A 14833-nucleotide genomic window follows, 5' to 3' on the forward strand; every position below is an offset into this window, starting at 1 on the left:
ATATGCCACGCAAACATGATAAAATAGTCTTCAAAGAATATAACCCCAACCAATTAATAATGCCAATCGACCCTGAAGCCTTTATCCCTCAAACTCATCTAGTAAGAGCAATCGATAAAATCATTGATAAAATAGATATCTCAACCATAGTAGAGAAATACAAAGGTGGTGGGACTTCCAGCTACCATCCTTTGATGCTTTTGAAAGTACTTATCTATGCTTACATACAGGGGATATACTCTTCAAGAAAGATAGCAAAAGCACTTCAAGAGAATATAACCTTTATGTGGCTTTCAAAACTTCAAACCCCTGATTTCAGAACTATCAATAGATTCAGAAAAGAGATAATAGGTGATTGCATTGAAGAGATTTTCGCACAAGTTATTGAACTTCTTGTAAAACTGGGGTATGTAAACTTTGAGTATTACTACCTTGACGGGACAAAGATTGAAGCAAATGCGAACAAGTATACATTTGTATGGGCAAGAAGTACAAGAACATACAAAAAGAAATTAAGAGAAAAAGTAAGAGAAATTCTTAATGAAATAGAGAGGATAAATGAGGAAGAAGACAGAATTCTTGGCGAGTTGGATGTCAATTTAGAAGCTGATTATGATAGCCAAGAGCTTGAACAAAAAGTTGAAGAACTCTCCCAAAAGATAGCAGAAGCTAACTTTGGGAGCAAAAGGAAAGAAAGGAGAGTGAAAAAGCTTGTAAAAACTCTCCAAAACAACTGCGTATTAAGACTCAAGAAATATGAGTCTTATGAGCAGATCTTAAATGGCAGGAATAGTTTTTCAAAAACAGACAATGATGCCACATTTATGAGGATGAAGGATGACCATATGAAAAATGGGATGCTAAAACCCGGGTATAATGTACAAATCGGCACACAGAACCGATTTGTCATAGGTTTTAGCATCCACCAAAGTCCCACAGACACTGTCTGTCTAAAGGAACACCTTGAGCTTGTGACGAAGATAACAGGCCACAAGCCAAAGAACATTGTAGCAGACAGTGGCTATGGGTCTGAAGAAAACTACCTTCATCTGAAAGAATGTGGCATAAATAGCTACATTAAGTATAACACATTTGACTTGGAACAGACAAGAAGATTTAAGAAGGATATTTTCAATGTAAGGAACTGGGAGTACATAGCTGAAGAAGATGCATATATTTGTCCTGCTGGTAAGAAGGTGAAATACTTATATCCGAAGATAAGTGCAAATGAGAGAGGATTTGTAAGTTATGAGAAGGTATATCAATGTGAAGATATTTGTAATGGTTGTGAACACAGAGAAAAATGTTATAAAGGTAAGAGATGGAAGAAGAGATTTAGTATAAGACCGAGGTTAGAGAAATTGAAGGAAGAGGTGAGGCAAAGGCTGTTAAGTAGAGAAGGCGAAGAGATTTACGAAAAAAGGAAGATAGAAGTTGAGACAGTATTTGGGATAATAAAGAACAATAAAGGGTTTAGGAGATTCCTGCTCAGGGGTATGAAGGGTGTGAAGCTAAAGTAGAGTTTGGTTTGTATTGCCTATAACATAGAAAGATTGGCGAAGATAATAATAGGGGGTTGGGGCAAAATTGCCAGCCAACCCTCTTGCTTTTTACTGCATAGTTCAATATTAACATTAAATACCATCAAATGCTTGATTTTGGTTATTAAAAATTATTGTTTTTGGACAGCCTCTTTTCATTTTATAATATATTCAAACAGATTGAGTTGTGAATTTTGTTTGAATTTTTACAAAATTGTGTTGAAACAAGTTACAAGGAGGTTTGGAAAGATGAAAAGATTTATGGATGAGGATTTTCTTTTGAATAACCAGACTGCTAAAGTGCTTTACGAAAAATATGCAAAAGATATGCCAATTGTTGACTTTCACTGTCATTTGAATCCAAAGGAAATTTATGAAAACAAGAAGTTTAGGAATATCACGGAGGTTTGGCTTGGAGGAGACCATTACAAGTGGAGACTTATGAGAGCAAACGGAATTGAAGAAAAGTATATAACAGGTAGCGCAGATGACTATGAAAAGTTCTTGGCATGGGCAAAGACCATTCCAATGGCAATAGGAAACCCAATTTATCACTGGACACATTTAGAACTTAAAAGATATTTTGGAATAGATGAGATATTGAATTAAAAATCAGCACCTATCGTTTGGGAAAAGACAAACAAAGTTCTAAAAGAGCTTGGTGCAAGAGATATAATTTTGAGGTCTAATGTAGAAATAATCTGTACAACAGACGACCCTGTTGATACACTTGAGTATCATTTGAAACTAAAAGAAGATAAAGATTTTAATGTAAAAGTTTATCCTACTTTCAGACCTGACAAGGGTGTGAACATTGAAAGAGAAACATTCATCCCGTGGGTAAAAAAGCTTGCAGAGAGATGTGGAAAGAAGATAGAAAGCTATGATGAGTTTTTAGATGCCTTAAAGTCAAGAGCAGAATTTTTCCACTCTGTGGGGTGTCGTGCTTCTGACCATGCTATTGACGATATGGTTTTTGCCAATGCATCTTTTGATGAAGTAGCTAATATTTTCAAAAAAGCTTTAGCAGGTGAGAAACTTACAGAAATTGAAGTTGCAAAATATAAAACGTACACAATGAGATTCTTAGGGAAAGTTTATTCAAATCTTGGCTGGGCAATGCAGCTTCATATAAATGCTCTGAGAAACAACAACACACGAATGTTCAATATTTTGGGGCCTGACACAGGATATGATTCAATAAACGATGGTCATATAGCCTCTGCACTTGTCAAATTCCTTGATTCATTAGAGAAGGAAAATTCTCTGCCAAAAACAATTTTATATTCTTTAAATCCAAAAGATAGCTATGTTCTTGCAACAATCATGGGGTCTTTCCAGGATGGTAGCGTTCCTGGGAAGATGCAACTTGGTGCAGCTTGGTGGTTTAATGACAGCAAAGATGGCAACCTTCAGCAGATGAAAGATCTTGCAAATCTTGGGCTCTTGAGCCGATTTGTTGGAATGGTAACAGATTCTCGAAGCTTTCTGTCTTACGCAAGACATGAATACTTTAGAAGACTTCTTTGCAATTTGATTGGCGAGTGGGTAGAAAACGGCGAATATCCTTATGATTTAGGAACACTTGGCAAAATAGTTCAAGGCATTTGTTATTATAATGCAAAAGAGTATTTTGGGTTTTAAAAGATAGATGAGGAAGACATAGGGTGGAGTTGTATATTCCACCCTATTTTTATACTTCCATTTCCTATCACATAATTGATTGGTGAATAATACATCCAAACTTAATGTTGAATCTCACGTAAATATGTGATACACTATTTTACGTGGAGGTGAAATAGTATGCGTAAATATCAGAACATTACTTTGTCTCTTCCTAAGGAACTAATTCAAAAGATAAAACATATTGCTGTTGAAAGGAATACATCTATTTCTGCGCTGCTTACAAGCTTGTTAGAAGAGCTTGTAAATAGAGAGGAGTCATATCAAAAGATTTATCTACAGCATCTTAAGCTTTTAGAAGAAGGATTTGACCTTGGAACAGGTGGAGCAATCACTTGGAGGAGAGAAGATTTATATGAAAGACAGTAACTATCAATTTGTTGACACAAATATTTTGGTGTATGCATATGATAAATCTGCTGGAGAAAAACACAAAGTTGCTAAACAAATTGTGGAGAAACTTTGGAAAGAAAGAAATGGTGCTCTGAGCACTCAAGTTCTTCAAGAGTTTTTTGTTGTTGTTACAAAAAAGGTTAAAAATCCTTTAAGTTTTGAAAGCGCTTCTCAAATCATATCAGACTTAAAGTTATGGAAGGTAGCCACAATTGAAGTAAAAGATATTTTAGAAGCTATCAAGCTTTCACAAAGATATAAAATATCTTTGTGGAATGCTTTGATACTTTGCAGCGCTATAAATTTGGGATGTTCAGTAATATGGAGTGAAGACTTAAATTCTGGGCAGTATTTTGAGAAAATAAAAGTAGTAAATCCATTTTGTCTTTAAGCACATAGTGAAAATTTGAAATAGATTACATTTCCTTGGTTGTTCTGTTCTTTATTTTTTATCTTCCCTTATGTTTTGTTGCAGCTTTTCTCTAAAGATCAAAATTATAATACGATGGGGCTTTTTTCTTTTGTTACTACATTTACTCTATATGGTTATTTCTTTTATTCAACAAACTATATATTTTAACTATTTGCAAATTTGGCCTTGATATAAACTCAAGAAAATTTAAGAACTTTTAAGCTATTTAAAGAAAAGTGTATTCTGAGCTCAAAATTTGGTTGAAAATTGGCTAAAAAAAAAAAAACGGGATTGACAGAGTGAAAATGTATAAGATAAAATTTGCATAGAAATTCCAAGAAGAAGTTTACAGAAAAAATAGTTTGAGAATAAAATGCTCTAAATAAGAGAATAAAGAAACTAAGAGACTAAAGAATCAAGTGGGATGAAGAAATGAGAAGGAGATACTATTGTGTAAAGCAGCATGATATAACAGATTGTGCGGCAGCGACTTTAGCAACAATTTGCCTGCAGTATGGAAAGGAAGTATCGATAGCCAGAATAAGAGAGATGGCAGGGACAGACAGGTTTGGCACCACAGCATATGGAGTTGTAAAAGCGGCAGAAAAGCTTGGATTTGAAGCAAAAGCAGTCAGGGCAGAAGCAAAAGAAGCAATATTTGAGAAAATACCACTTCCGTGCATAGCGCATGTGCTGATAGATGGAAAGTTATTTCATTATGTTGTAATACATGAAATTGGTAAAGAAAAGATAGTGATAGCAGACCCGGCGAAAGGGATTGTGAAGCTAAAGCCTGAAGAGTTTTTTGAGATATGGACAGGCATTTTGATACTTCTTGTGCCAAACGAGAGGTTCAAGAGAGGAAAACAAGAGGGAGTTTTGAAGAAGTTTTTTAAGTTATTGAGTCCACAGAAGAACTTGATATTGAATATTTTTACAGTATCTATTGTATATACCTTACTTGGAATAGTGGCAGCGTTTTATTACAAGTTTTTGATGGATGATGTAATACCGAATCTCTTGAAGAATACACTTCATGTTATAGCAGCAGGTGCAATACTGATTACGATATTTAAGGTGATATTAGGAGCATTCAGGGTAAGACTTTTGATACATTTGAGTCAGAGATTGGATATTAAATTGATGCTGGGGTATTATGAACATGTGATTAAGCTTCCGATGAGTTTTTTGGTAGCAGAAAGATAGGAGAGATAATTTCAAGGTTTATGGATGCGTCAAAGATGAGGGATGCGGTATCAGGCGCAACGCTCTAACACTTATGATAGACAGCATAATGGCTGTGGCAGGCGGAGTAATTTTGTACTAACAAGATATTAAAACTTACCATAAGCAAAAATTGTTTTTAAAGGGGCTTGCAATTTGTAATATGATGTCACAGATGACTTGTACATGAACGAAAGGAGGGAATGAAGTATGATGGAGGAGAAGGAAAAAATAACAAAAGAAAAAGATATGTATGAAACTCTTACAGAAGTAACATTTGATGAACTTGAGACAATAGAAGAGATCATTACAGGTGCAGCATCAGGTTTAGTAGGTTGTTGTATTGCTAATTGATTATTATTGAGAGGTTGTACTATCTTTTTAATCATATTGCAAGCCCCCTTTTCTTCACTTTAATTATTAGTCTTTGATACACTTAGGATTATCATCCTAAATAGAAAGGTGTACCATTAGAGCCCACAGAAAAATGTTGAAGATAGTTTAAAATACCAATATATATTAATCAAAGTATCTATTTATACCGTTAAAGCGCAAATAGAAATGAAAGTCTTCTAGTGCACGTTCTGAGCGGTTTCGAATGATTTTGACAAAAATCATACGAAAACTGGTCAGAAGTAATAATTAACCAGAAATAGAAATGAATATACAAAATGAAGGTAAAACGACAAATAATTGGTATTTTTAGTAATAATTTAAGTTTTTACAAAATACCCTAAATATCCATAAATAATATAGGAGGGGCTTAAATGAAAAGTTTAATTATTGATAATTGTTTACTACTATTAGATAATAAAGATGCCGTGATATTTGATATAATTACAGGGAAAATATATAAATGTCGTGATAGTTTAGATAGAATTAAACAAAAGATAAAAAGTAAGAGTTACTTGAATATAGAACATCGCTATATCAGATCTCAAAAAATAGAATGGGATGATGGTTTTTTATTATCGGTAACGATGTGTTCAGCAGAAACTTGTAATTTAAAATGTAAATATTGCTACGCAAATTTAGGAACATACAATAATATCGACAGAACTAGTAAAGCTATAATGACATTTGAAGATTACAAGTTATTTTTTGAAAAAATACTAAAAATTTTTCCGCGGGGGGTTGTTAATTATACATTTTTTGGTGGCGAACCTATGCTTGGATTTGAGGAAATTGTTAAGTTTGTTGAATATATAACAGATGTATGTGAAAAGAATAATTTAATTAAACCGCACTTTGCAATAGTAACAAACGGTACTCTTATCGATGAATATGCATGGGAGATATTTGAGAAATATCATTTTGCTGTTACTATCAGTTTAGATGGTCCTAAAGAGGTTAATGATAGAATGCGAATTTTTCGTGATGAACATCAAAGTGTTTTTGATACTGTTAAGCATAATCTTGAGAAATGCTCAGGTAGAACTCATGTGTTAGTCGCGGAAGCAACATTAGGTGAGTTTTTTCTCAGAAATTATAGAAAGAATTATGCAAGAGAGTATTTTGATACATTTATAAATCTGGGATTTGATTCGGTTTCACCATATTTTGCAGAAATGAGTAATACCAATTATATGGTAACAAATGACGCTAATTTGAGAGATGGAATAAAACAGTTTTATTATGATCTTGTTGATTATTCATTTGAACTTCTACTAGATGATAATAAATGTATGTCAATTCCAAATTTTATAGCCTCAACAATCATTAATATTGTGACACGCAAGGAAAAAAATGTGTGTGCTGCAGGAAAGAAAAGTATATTCTACACTGCTTCAGGTGATGTTTATCCTTGTCAAATGTATTACTTGTCAAAATATAAAAAATTGGGGAATATAGCTGATGAGAATGAACTGAAGAAAAATATCAAATCTTATAAGCTAATTTCCAGAAATGAAATAAGCGAGTGTAAAAGCTGCTTTGCTGTTTCTTTTTGTAATTTTTGGTGTCCTGGAGCCTCCTATCAATTTGCTAATAATGAGTATGCTGTAAATAAAGTTCGTTGTATAATTCAAAAATCTATTGGTGAAAGAGTCATTTACAATCTTGCGTTAATGTTTGAAAATGAAGAAAAGAAGGCTATTTTTATACGCAATCTAAGAAAATTGTCACATTTGTATTCATGGAAAAAATTCGGAGGTAATCTATAATATGGAATTATGTAAGAGAGGACGTTATAAAATTGTAGATGATATTTCTCTTACAAGGCAAGAAAGCTTATTTAATGAGTTTTTTTATTTACTTGGGAGCAAAAGCAAAAATTCCTATATAAAGATTCCAATAAACTTGGTAAAATATTGTGAAGACATAATTGACAAACTCGATGGTAATCATTCGATCGAAGAGATAGAAGATATATTGTCCAGAAAGTATGGTGAAAATATTGATGTTTTTATGTTTGTCAAAAAAATATCTCAAGCTGGGTTGATAGAAGGATTTGAGAAGGAAATTGACGATGAAATGAGTATATTCGGATTGACGTTGATAAAAAAAGATATTAATTTAATCAACAACGTTTTTTATGTTATATCAAATTATGTTTATTCTGTTTTTAGGCACTACAAAATAGTATTATGTATAATATTTTTCGAGATCATATATGCTTTTATTTACATGATATTGAATAAATATACTTTAATAGAAATTTTAACTAATACTGATGTTATCACTTTAAATGTTGGAGTTACCTGGTTATTAACAGGATTGTGTTTTTTGTTACATGAGATAGGTCATGCGATAGCTGCAATAGCTAATGGTATTAAAATTAAAACATTTTCATTTGGTTTGTATCTAGGCTTAATACCAATGTTTTATTTTACATACGATGATTTAAAACCTGCGTCACCTAAAATTAAATTTAGAGTAACGGTTGCCGGTATATATACTAACCTTATATGTGCAGGGTTGTGTTTATTATTATTAGAACTTCCTTTTGTGTCGGAAAATGCTTATAAAGTTCTCAGTTTATTTCTGATATTGAATGTATATATGATAGTAGGCAATTTGCTTCCATTTAAGTTATGTGACGGCTACTATATTTTGTCAATATTGCTCAATAAATATGACTTGAGAATAACTTTAATAAAACTTTTAATATCTTTTAAGGGTATTAATGATGTAAGCAGAAGAGCGAGAAAATTAGTAATATCCTATGCGATTTTCTCTTTTGTAACATTTGCATTATCTATTTACTCTTTTTGCATTCATATATATAACTGCTTTTATTTAGGCAATTACATGTATGGACTGTTTATATTGACAATATTTGCTATTACTATTATTGTAACAGTTGTAAATATTGTGTTGAAATCTAAAGGAGGGAAAATCCGTTGATTTTTATACTTGTAGCTGGCAGAATTAAAAATAAACTTGAGCGGAATAGAAATATACCTATCACTATTGCGGTTATGCTTGTATGTATTATAATATTGTCGACGGGAGTGGTATATAGCAATGCGCGCCGTACTATGCTCGAACAATATTGGGCGAAAAATGGCAGTGCCGACCTTATAGTTTTAGGGAAAAAAGACAAATTATCGTCAGTAAATATGATGGATTGCAACTATACAGCCATCGGAATAAATACTTCAGGTACGCTAATTGAGCACAATAAAATAGGCCGATATGGTATTATTGCCTATGCAGATATAAACAAAGTAAATGAGCATTATTCATTAAAACTTACAAATGCAGTTTTTTCAAATGAAGCTATTATTACATCACATTTAGCAAAAGAATTGAACGTTCAAAAAAATGCAATTATTTCAATCAATAATACTAAATATAAGATAGTCCAGATACTTGAATCAACAGATATATTCAACATCAATAATGACATAGTTCTTATTAATGGTGATCCAGACAATTATGATGTTGATACCGTTTGTTTACTTATTGATTGTGCACACAATGTAGAAAAAATAAATAACTTAATAGATTACTTTAAAGCGCAGGATATAAGTTATATCAACAGGTATGAAAATATCAAGCCCCTAACAGATGAATTTGATAATTTATTAAGTAATATTTATATTCTGTTTGCTGCAATTGCTATTATTGGCGGTGTTCTGATCTATAATACATACTCAATCAACGTTAGAAAGAGATTAGAATATTGGGGGACATTAAGGACACTAGGTTTAAAGAAAAGCAAAGTAATTGTAACAATGCTTATGGAGATATGCTTCTATTCCATTTTAGGAATAATGTTTGGTGTAGTATTCGGCATAGGTATGGGGATCCTTATATGCATTTTGACTGATACAAATATTTATTCATATATTCCGGAAAATTACTTTACAATTATAGCAATTGCAATCAGTTTAATTGTACCTATTATGTCAGTACTGTTATCGACTAGAAAGCTGCTGAAAAAGTCGCCTATTGAAATGCTTTTTGGGACAAGATCAACTGCTGATAAAAACAGACCTAGGAGTGCAATAACAATTGAAATAGGTATAGGCATATTACTTATTGTACTGTCGGTCGTAGATATATTAATGTTTGGAAAATTTGACGATAAGACACTTGTATTGGTATATTCATTGCAAATCATCTTATGTCTAATAGGTGTAATATTCATTTTAAAGCCGTTCATAGAAGTGAGTGCGAAGTTTTTGATGAATATAAAAAATCCCTTTTTGAGGCTTGCCTGCTTCAATATAAAAACTAACCTTGTAAGTCTTAAAGGTATTGTTATGTCGATGGTATTAACGGTCATAATACTTTATACAATAATTGGTTTTTCAACGAACTTCAAGGATTGGGCAGTTAATATGGCTGACAGACAGCTTAACTTTGATTTTCAAATCGTATATGCTAATAACCACTTAAACACAAGCAATGCTAACGCCTTTATTGATGATGAAAAGATAGAAGTGGTGGGGCGAAACTATGTCGACGTTGCAACCATTAAAGGAATAAATGTATATATTTGTGCAACAACTGCTGATGATTTTAATGCAATGTATAACGTTAAGATCAATGAAAAAAGTATTTCGGGTAACAATGTAGTTTTGTCATCAAAAGTAATGAAAGATCTAAACATCAAACCTGGTGATAAAGTAAATCTATCATTAAATGGCATTGAAAAAATCGTTACAGTCAGCGATAAAACTGACTTACTAGATAATTCAGCATTTGCCGTATATGTTTCAAAAGATTTGTTCGACATTTCAAATTATAAAAAGACTAGAATTTGTGGAAAGATTTCTAAGCAAAATTCAATTACCGAATTAAAGTCCAAGGCTTCTCAACGCAACTTGGATTTTTATTCTATGACAGATATTAAAACTCAGTGGAAAGAAAACATTGTTAGAGGAATAGAACCCCTTGAATACATTATTGCGGCTATTATTATCGCATTAATGCTACTGCTTGGAAATACAATACTGACAAATGCAGAAGAAAAGAAACATAACTTTCTAATTTTAAGAAGTATTGGCCTTAAAAGGAAAAATGTAAAGACAATCTTGATGTTTGAATACTTAATTACCGAAATGGTAACAATACTCGTATCAATTGGAATGGGAATAGTAGTAAGTAAGAAATTCTTTGCGATTAACTGTATTATGAGCGGATTCTCTGTTGATTATAAAGCACCCATTATTCAATTTGCTTTAATAGGAATTGCAATATTGATATTATCATGTGTTTATTCCTTAAAAATTTTTACAAAAATTTCAGTTGATGATATTATTAGCGAGATTAGATATTATTAGGAGGTGTTATGTTACATGATTAAACTAGTTAATGTAGTTAAAAGTTATGATGGTTACATAGCTGTAAATAATGTAAGTCTTCAAATAGAAGCAGGAAGTTTTACTGGCATAATTGGGGAATCAGGCGCGGGAAAAAGCACATTGCTCTATATGATAGGTGGTTTGCTTAGGCCGAGTAGTGGTGATATCTTTATCGAGAATGTAAATATCGTTGGATTAAATGATAATGAATTAAGTGAGTTTAGATGTAATAAAATTGGATTTATTTTTCAATTTTATAATTTAGTTCCAGGAATGACTGTTAGGGAAAATGTAGAATTACCAATTATTATTAGTAATAGAAATCGTAAAGAAATGAAAAAGGCAGTGGAAGAGTTAGTTGATGCTGTTGGATTGTCCGAATATATTGACAGAGATGTAACAACATTGTCTGGTGGACAACAGCAAAGAGTGGCAATTGCACGCGCACTAATAAACGATCCTGTGGTTATTCTTGCCGATGAACCGACAGGTAATCTTGATTCCAAGAACTCCAATAAAATACTTGAATTGCTTCATGAGATAAATGTAACTAAAAAAAAGACAATTATTATGGTTACACATAGTGAAAAAATGCTTAAATATTGTGATAATGTTATTACTTTATCTGACGGGAGAGTTGTAAAATGATTTTAAAGAGTGCAGATAAACTACAACGAAGTTTTAAACATGCAAATTGCCGTATTCAATCTTTGTGTGATTTATTAAGTTTACATAATATTTTTATTAATCCTAATTTACTGTACATTCATTGCTTCAATATCTTAGCTGCTTTGTGTTATATACCATATAAGAATTTGGAGTATTTATTCCTGGTAGGGTTCAATGAGTATTTTGAAGAAACATTTTTTGATGAAAACAATATAAAATACCATGTAACAGATAAAATTAATTCAATAAATGACATAGTTACTTTTATAAAAGAGGGTGTTCCAATATATACATTATGCGATGCTAATACAATTTCAACTCTAAATATACCAAAAAACGATGTTCAAATTGGCGTTTGTAGTGGTGTGGTGGTTGTGGGCGTAGATTTTCCCACGAAGGTGATTTGCAATCAGATATTGCCTCAGGGAAAGTGTGAGCTTTTACCAATTGATTACTCAATTTTTTCTCGTGCGCGAACGCTGAGAGTATATCCTTCTTCACCTCAGAACAGATGTATTTATCTTGAGTTGGATGAGAATCAGACTACTGCTATATCGAAACGAATTAATGACGTTGATATAATGATGGGAAAATTGTCAAAATGTTTTCGGAATATACTCAATGATAGTAATTTGCTAATAATCTCAAATGTTGGAGTTAAAGGAATTTGCAATTTCGGTGCTTTTTATGCTCTAAAAAGTGAATTAAAGGTATTAAGTGAGATTGACAACATTGCTAGGGTATCGTCAGAAATAATTGATAAGGTTTTCACTTTAAAAATACTTCTTTTAAGGAAATCTTTAGTTTCTGGATCTTCAAGTTTTAATAGGCATGAATTGGCAGATGCTTTATTTGCGCTATATGAAATAACAAGAGATTCAAGATTAAAAAAAGCAAGCGTATTGTTTCGTGAGAGCGGAAATAAACTGAGACAAATATCGAGGTTTTTATACTCAGTGGGTAATTATACCCGCTGTAAAAAAGAATTTATTGGGAAAATAATTGATATGTTTGATGAAGTGTTGAATCTTGAAAGGCGAGCATCAGAAATACTTGCCAATTTAACTTATTATAACACTTAGAAGACAGTTGTAATAAACAAGTGTATGGTTTTTTGGCTTAATTGATATACTTTTATGCGAGGTCTGAGATTAGTGAAAATGGATGAAGCAACCAGTAACCTTGACTCTGTAACCGAGCAGGCGATAGGGAAGGTTATAGAGAAGGTATGTGAGGGGATAACAACCATAATAATAGCGCACAGGCTATCGACCATATTAAAGTGCGACAGGGTTGTGGTAATGCATGAAGGCAAGATAGTAGAGGTAGGGATACATGAAGAACTCATGGCAAAGAAAGGATATTATTATAACCTGTGGAGAGAGCAGCTGATGGGACTTGAGCAAAAAGGGCTATGGGATTTGGTTGGGAGTGCAGCCAGAGCATGAGAGAGGTAATATATGATTTTGGTGAACTTAGAGAAAGTAAGCTTTTGTACGAAGCAAAGATTCCAAAGTATGGACTTTTTATTACATACATTTTGTTGGCTTTAATAATAGGGCTTGTTTTGTGGAGTATTGTAGGGAAAATTGATATAAATGTGAAGGTTCAAGGAATAATAAGACCTTGGGAAGATGAAGCAAAGGTGATAAGTTATGTTGGTGGGAAGGTTAAAGAGATTTTTGTGAAAGAAGGTGAATATGTAAAGAAAGGTGAGGTTCTATTTAAGATTGATGATGAAGAATATGTAAAGAAGAGGGATTTGTTAAAACAGCAATTGAGAGAATATGAGAAAAAAGTTAGTGATTTGAAGGAATTGAGAAAGAGCATAGAGAAAGGTGAAAGTCTTAGGAACAAAAATAATGTGTACTATTTGAGGTACTTGAGCTATAGTTATGAGGTAAACAAATTAAAAAAAGCTGCAGAAGAAGAAAGAGTACAAAGAGAATACAGCATTATGGATTTTAAAAAGCAGATAGAGAGTTTGGAGGAGAAAATCAAAAATATTGATAAGTTTGAAAGCACGTTGAAAGAAATAAAAGAGATTGTCGACAAAGGTGAACAAATTAAGCTTGCCAAATATGATATAGGGTATATGGGATTTATATTGAGTGAAATAGAAGTTTACAATCAGCAGGTGAAGGCAAAATTGGATGGTAGTGATATACAGAAGAAGATTTTAGTATCGAAGATAGATTTGAAACTTGATGAGCTGAAGCAGTCAAAAAGTGAGTTGGTTTTACAAAAACAAAAAATAGAAAGGCAGCTGAAGCTGCTAAACATTTCAGGTGATGATACAAAAGGAGATATTGAGAAGTATCAGCTGGACATGCTGCAGCAGATTGATAATGAGATTAGTAATTTGAGTAATGAAATAAAGAACCTGAAAATCAACTTGGATGAAACTGAGAAGTTGATAGAAAGCTGTAGTGTAAGAGCGGAAAAAGATGGTTATGTGGAATACAGTAGCGAAATGGTCAGTGGTGTGGTAGTAAGGAGCGGAACTGAGATTGGCAGAATAGTTAACAGTCAGGCAAAAGGTTTTAAGATAATTGGATACATACCAAACACAAAAAGCAGTGGTATAGAAAAAGAGCAAAGAGTAAAGGTGAAATTGACAGGAGCAGGTGGCTTGAATGTAGTAGAAGGAAAGGTTACCAGGGTATCACGGGATATAAAGGTAGCAAGTCAAAGTGGGCAAGGATTTTATGAAGTTGAAGTAGAAGTGAAGAATGTTTCAAAAGGTATTAATTTGAGGGCAGGGCAAGCCTGTGAGATGAGCATAGTGGTTGAGCAAAAGCGAGTGATTGAATGGGTTTTAGAAAAGATGGGATTGAGGTTATGAGGTGAGGCAACAACTCTTCTATCAGCCGGCTGTGAGGGGTTGGAGTATAGTAAAAATAAAATCATATAAAGAGGAGGTTTGAGGTGTTATGAATGAGGTTGCTTTGAAAGGCTTTTTAGTACTAAATGAAAAAGAGATGTGTAAGGTGGAAGGTGGAGTAGGTCCAGTTGCAATGTTTGCAATACGAGTTGGTGCGTCAATTGTGGGAGGTGCAATCATTCGTGCAATAGACGGTGCAATAGAAGGAGCAACAGGCAAAGATATAAAGACACATGCGAGAGACTTTGTTCGTAGCCTGCTTGATTAAACTGTT

Annotated in this window: 10 protein-coding genes and 4 pseudogenes; all 14 read left to right on the plus strand. The window is 32.8% G+C overall.

The genetic code is table 11. From position 1 onward, the window contains the following. Positions 1-2: 2 nt before the first annotated feature. Positions 3-1691, plus strand: a pseudogene (locus tag OTJ99_RS06590) (IS1182 family transposase); the annotation flags it as partial. A 99-nt stretch (positions 1692-1790) separates the two neighbouring features. Continuing rightward, positions 1791-3185 (plus strand): annotated as a pseudogene (gene uxaC, locus OTJ99_RS06595) (glucuronate isomerase). 159 nt (positions 3186-3344) lie between these two features. After that, positions 3345-3593 (plus strand): DUF6364 family protein, encoded by a 249-nt coding sequence (locus tag OTJ99_RS06600; RefSeq protein WP_045164772.1) that lies wholly within the window; start codon positions 3345-3347, stop codon positions 3591-3593. Next, the gene (locus OTJ99_RS06605) at positions 3580-4008 is read left to right on the plus strand and encodes a PIN domain-containing protein (protein WP_045164771.1); all 429 of its coding nucleotides are present in this window, start codon (positions 3580-3582) and stop codon (positions 4006-4008) included. The genes OTJ99_RS06600 and OTJ99_RS06605 overlap by 14 nt, the downstream gene beginning before the upstream one ends. A 453-nt stretch (positions 4009-4461) precedes the next feature. Further along, positions 4462-5353 (plus strand): annotated as a pseudogene (locus tag OTJ99_RS06610) (cysteine peptidase family C39 domain-containing protein); the annotation flags it as partial. Positions 5354-5463: 110 nt separating this feature from the next. After that, positions 5464-5607 carry a hypothetical protein gene (locus OTJ99_RS06615; protein ID WP_157841343.1) on the plus strand — a complete coding sequence of 48 codons (144 nt, stop codon included), beginning with the start codon at positions 5464-5466 and terminating at the stop codon, positions 5605-5607. A gap of 413 nt (positions 5608-6020) precedes the next feature. Continuing rightward, complete coding sequence (locus tag OTJ99_RS06620) at positions 6021-7415, plus strand: radical SAM/SPASM domain-containing protein (protein ID WP_045164770.1); 1395 nt, start codon at positions 6021-6023, stop codon at positions 7413-7415. Between the two features lies 1 nt (position 7416). Beyond that, on the plus strand, positions 7417-8598 hold the full coding sequence (locus tag OTJ99_RS06625; protein ID WP_045164769.1) for a site-2 protease family protein: 1182 nt from the start codon (positions 7417-7419) through the stop codon (positions 8596-8598). Continuing rightward, a complete protein-coding gene (locus OTJ99_RS06630) occupies positions 8595-10985 on the plus strand; it encodes an ABC transporter permease (protein WP_045164768.1) in 2391 nt (796 codons plus the stop codon). The genes OTJ99_RS06625 and OTJ99_RS06630 overlap by 4 nt, the downstream gene beginning before the upstream one ends. A 15-nt stretch (positions 10986-11000) precedes the next feature. After that, entirely contained in the window at positions 11001-11654 is a 654-nt protein-coding gene (locus OTJ99_RS06635) for an ABC transporter ATP-binding protein (protein ID WP_045164767.1), read from the plus strand. Further along, a complete protein-coding gene (locus tag OTJ99_RS06640) occupies positions 11651-12757 on the plus strand; it encodes a hypothetical protein (RefSeq protein ID WP_045164766.1) in 1107 nt (368 codons plus the stop codon). Before OTJ99_RS06635 ends, OTJ99_RS06640 begins: the two co-directional genes overlap by 4 nt. Positions 12758-12829: 72 nt before the next feature. Continuing rightward, positions 12830-13123, plus strand: a pseudogene (locus OTJ99_RS06645) (peptidase domain-containing ABC transporter); the annotation flags it as partial. Beyond that, positions 13120-14520: an HlyD family efflux transporter periplasmic adaptor subunit gene (locus tag OTJ99_RS06650; RefSeq protein WP_045164764.1), complete on the plus strand. Its 1401-nt coding sequence runs from the start codon at positions 13120-13122 to the stop codon at positions 14518-14520. The pseudogene OTJ99_RS06645 and the gene OTJ99_RS06650, both read left to right, overlap by 4 nt. A gap of 88 nt (positions 14521-14608) precedes the next feature. Continuing rightward, entirely contained in the window at positions 14609-14827 is a 219-nt protein-coding gene (locus OTJ99_RS06655) for a class IIb bacteriocin, lactobin A/cerein 7B family (RefSeq protein WP_013431188.1), read from the plus strand. The last annotated feature ends 6 nt before the right edge of the window (positions 14828-14833 follow it).

Source organism: Caldicellulosiruptor naganoensis (genome assembly GCF_026914285.1).
Classification (GTDB): domain Bacteria; phylum Bacillota; class Thermoanaerobacteria; order Caldicellulosiruptorales; family Caldicellulosiruptoraceae; genus Caldicellulosiruptor; species Caldicellulosiruptor naganoensis.

Coding starts and splice junctions, on each gene's coding strand:
- OTJ99_RS06600 (WP_045164772.1), top strand. CDS start 3,345: ATGCGTAAATATCAGAACATTACTTTGTCTCTTCCTAAGGAACTAATT.
- OTJ99_RS06605 (WP_045164771.1), top strand. CDS start 3,580: ATGAAAGACAGTAACTATCAATTTGTTGACACAAATATTTTGGTGTAT.
- OTJ99_RS06615 (WP_157841343.1), top strand. CDS start 5,464: ATGATGGAGGAGAAGGAAAAAATAACAAAAGAAAAAGATATGTATGAA.
- OTJ99_RS06620 (WP_045164770.1), top strand. CDS start 6,021: ATGAAAAGTTTAATTATTGATAATTGTTTACTACTATTAGATAATAAA.
- OTJ99_RS06625 (WP_045164769.1), top strand. CDS start 7,417: ATGGAATTATGTAAGAGAGGACGTTATAAAATTGTAGATGATATTTCT.
- OTJ99_RS06635 (WP_045164767.1), top strand. CDS start 11,001: ATGATTAAACTAGTTAATGTAGTTAAAAGTTATGATGGTTACATAGCT.
- OTJ99_RS06640 (WP_045164766.1), top strand. CDS start 11,651: ATGATTTTAAAGAGTGCAGATAAACTACAACGAAGTTTTAAACATGCA.
- OTJ99_RS06650 (WP_045164764.1), top strand. CDS start 13,120: ATGAGAGAGGTAATATATGATTTTGGTGAACTTAGAGAAAGTAAGCTT.
- OTJ99_RS06655 (WP_013431188.1), top strand. CDS start 14,609: ATGAATGAGGTTGCTTTGAAAGGCTTTTTAGTACTAAATGAAAAAGAG.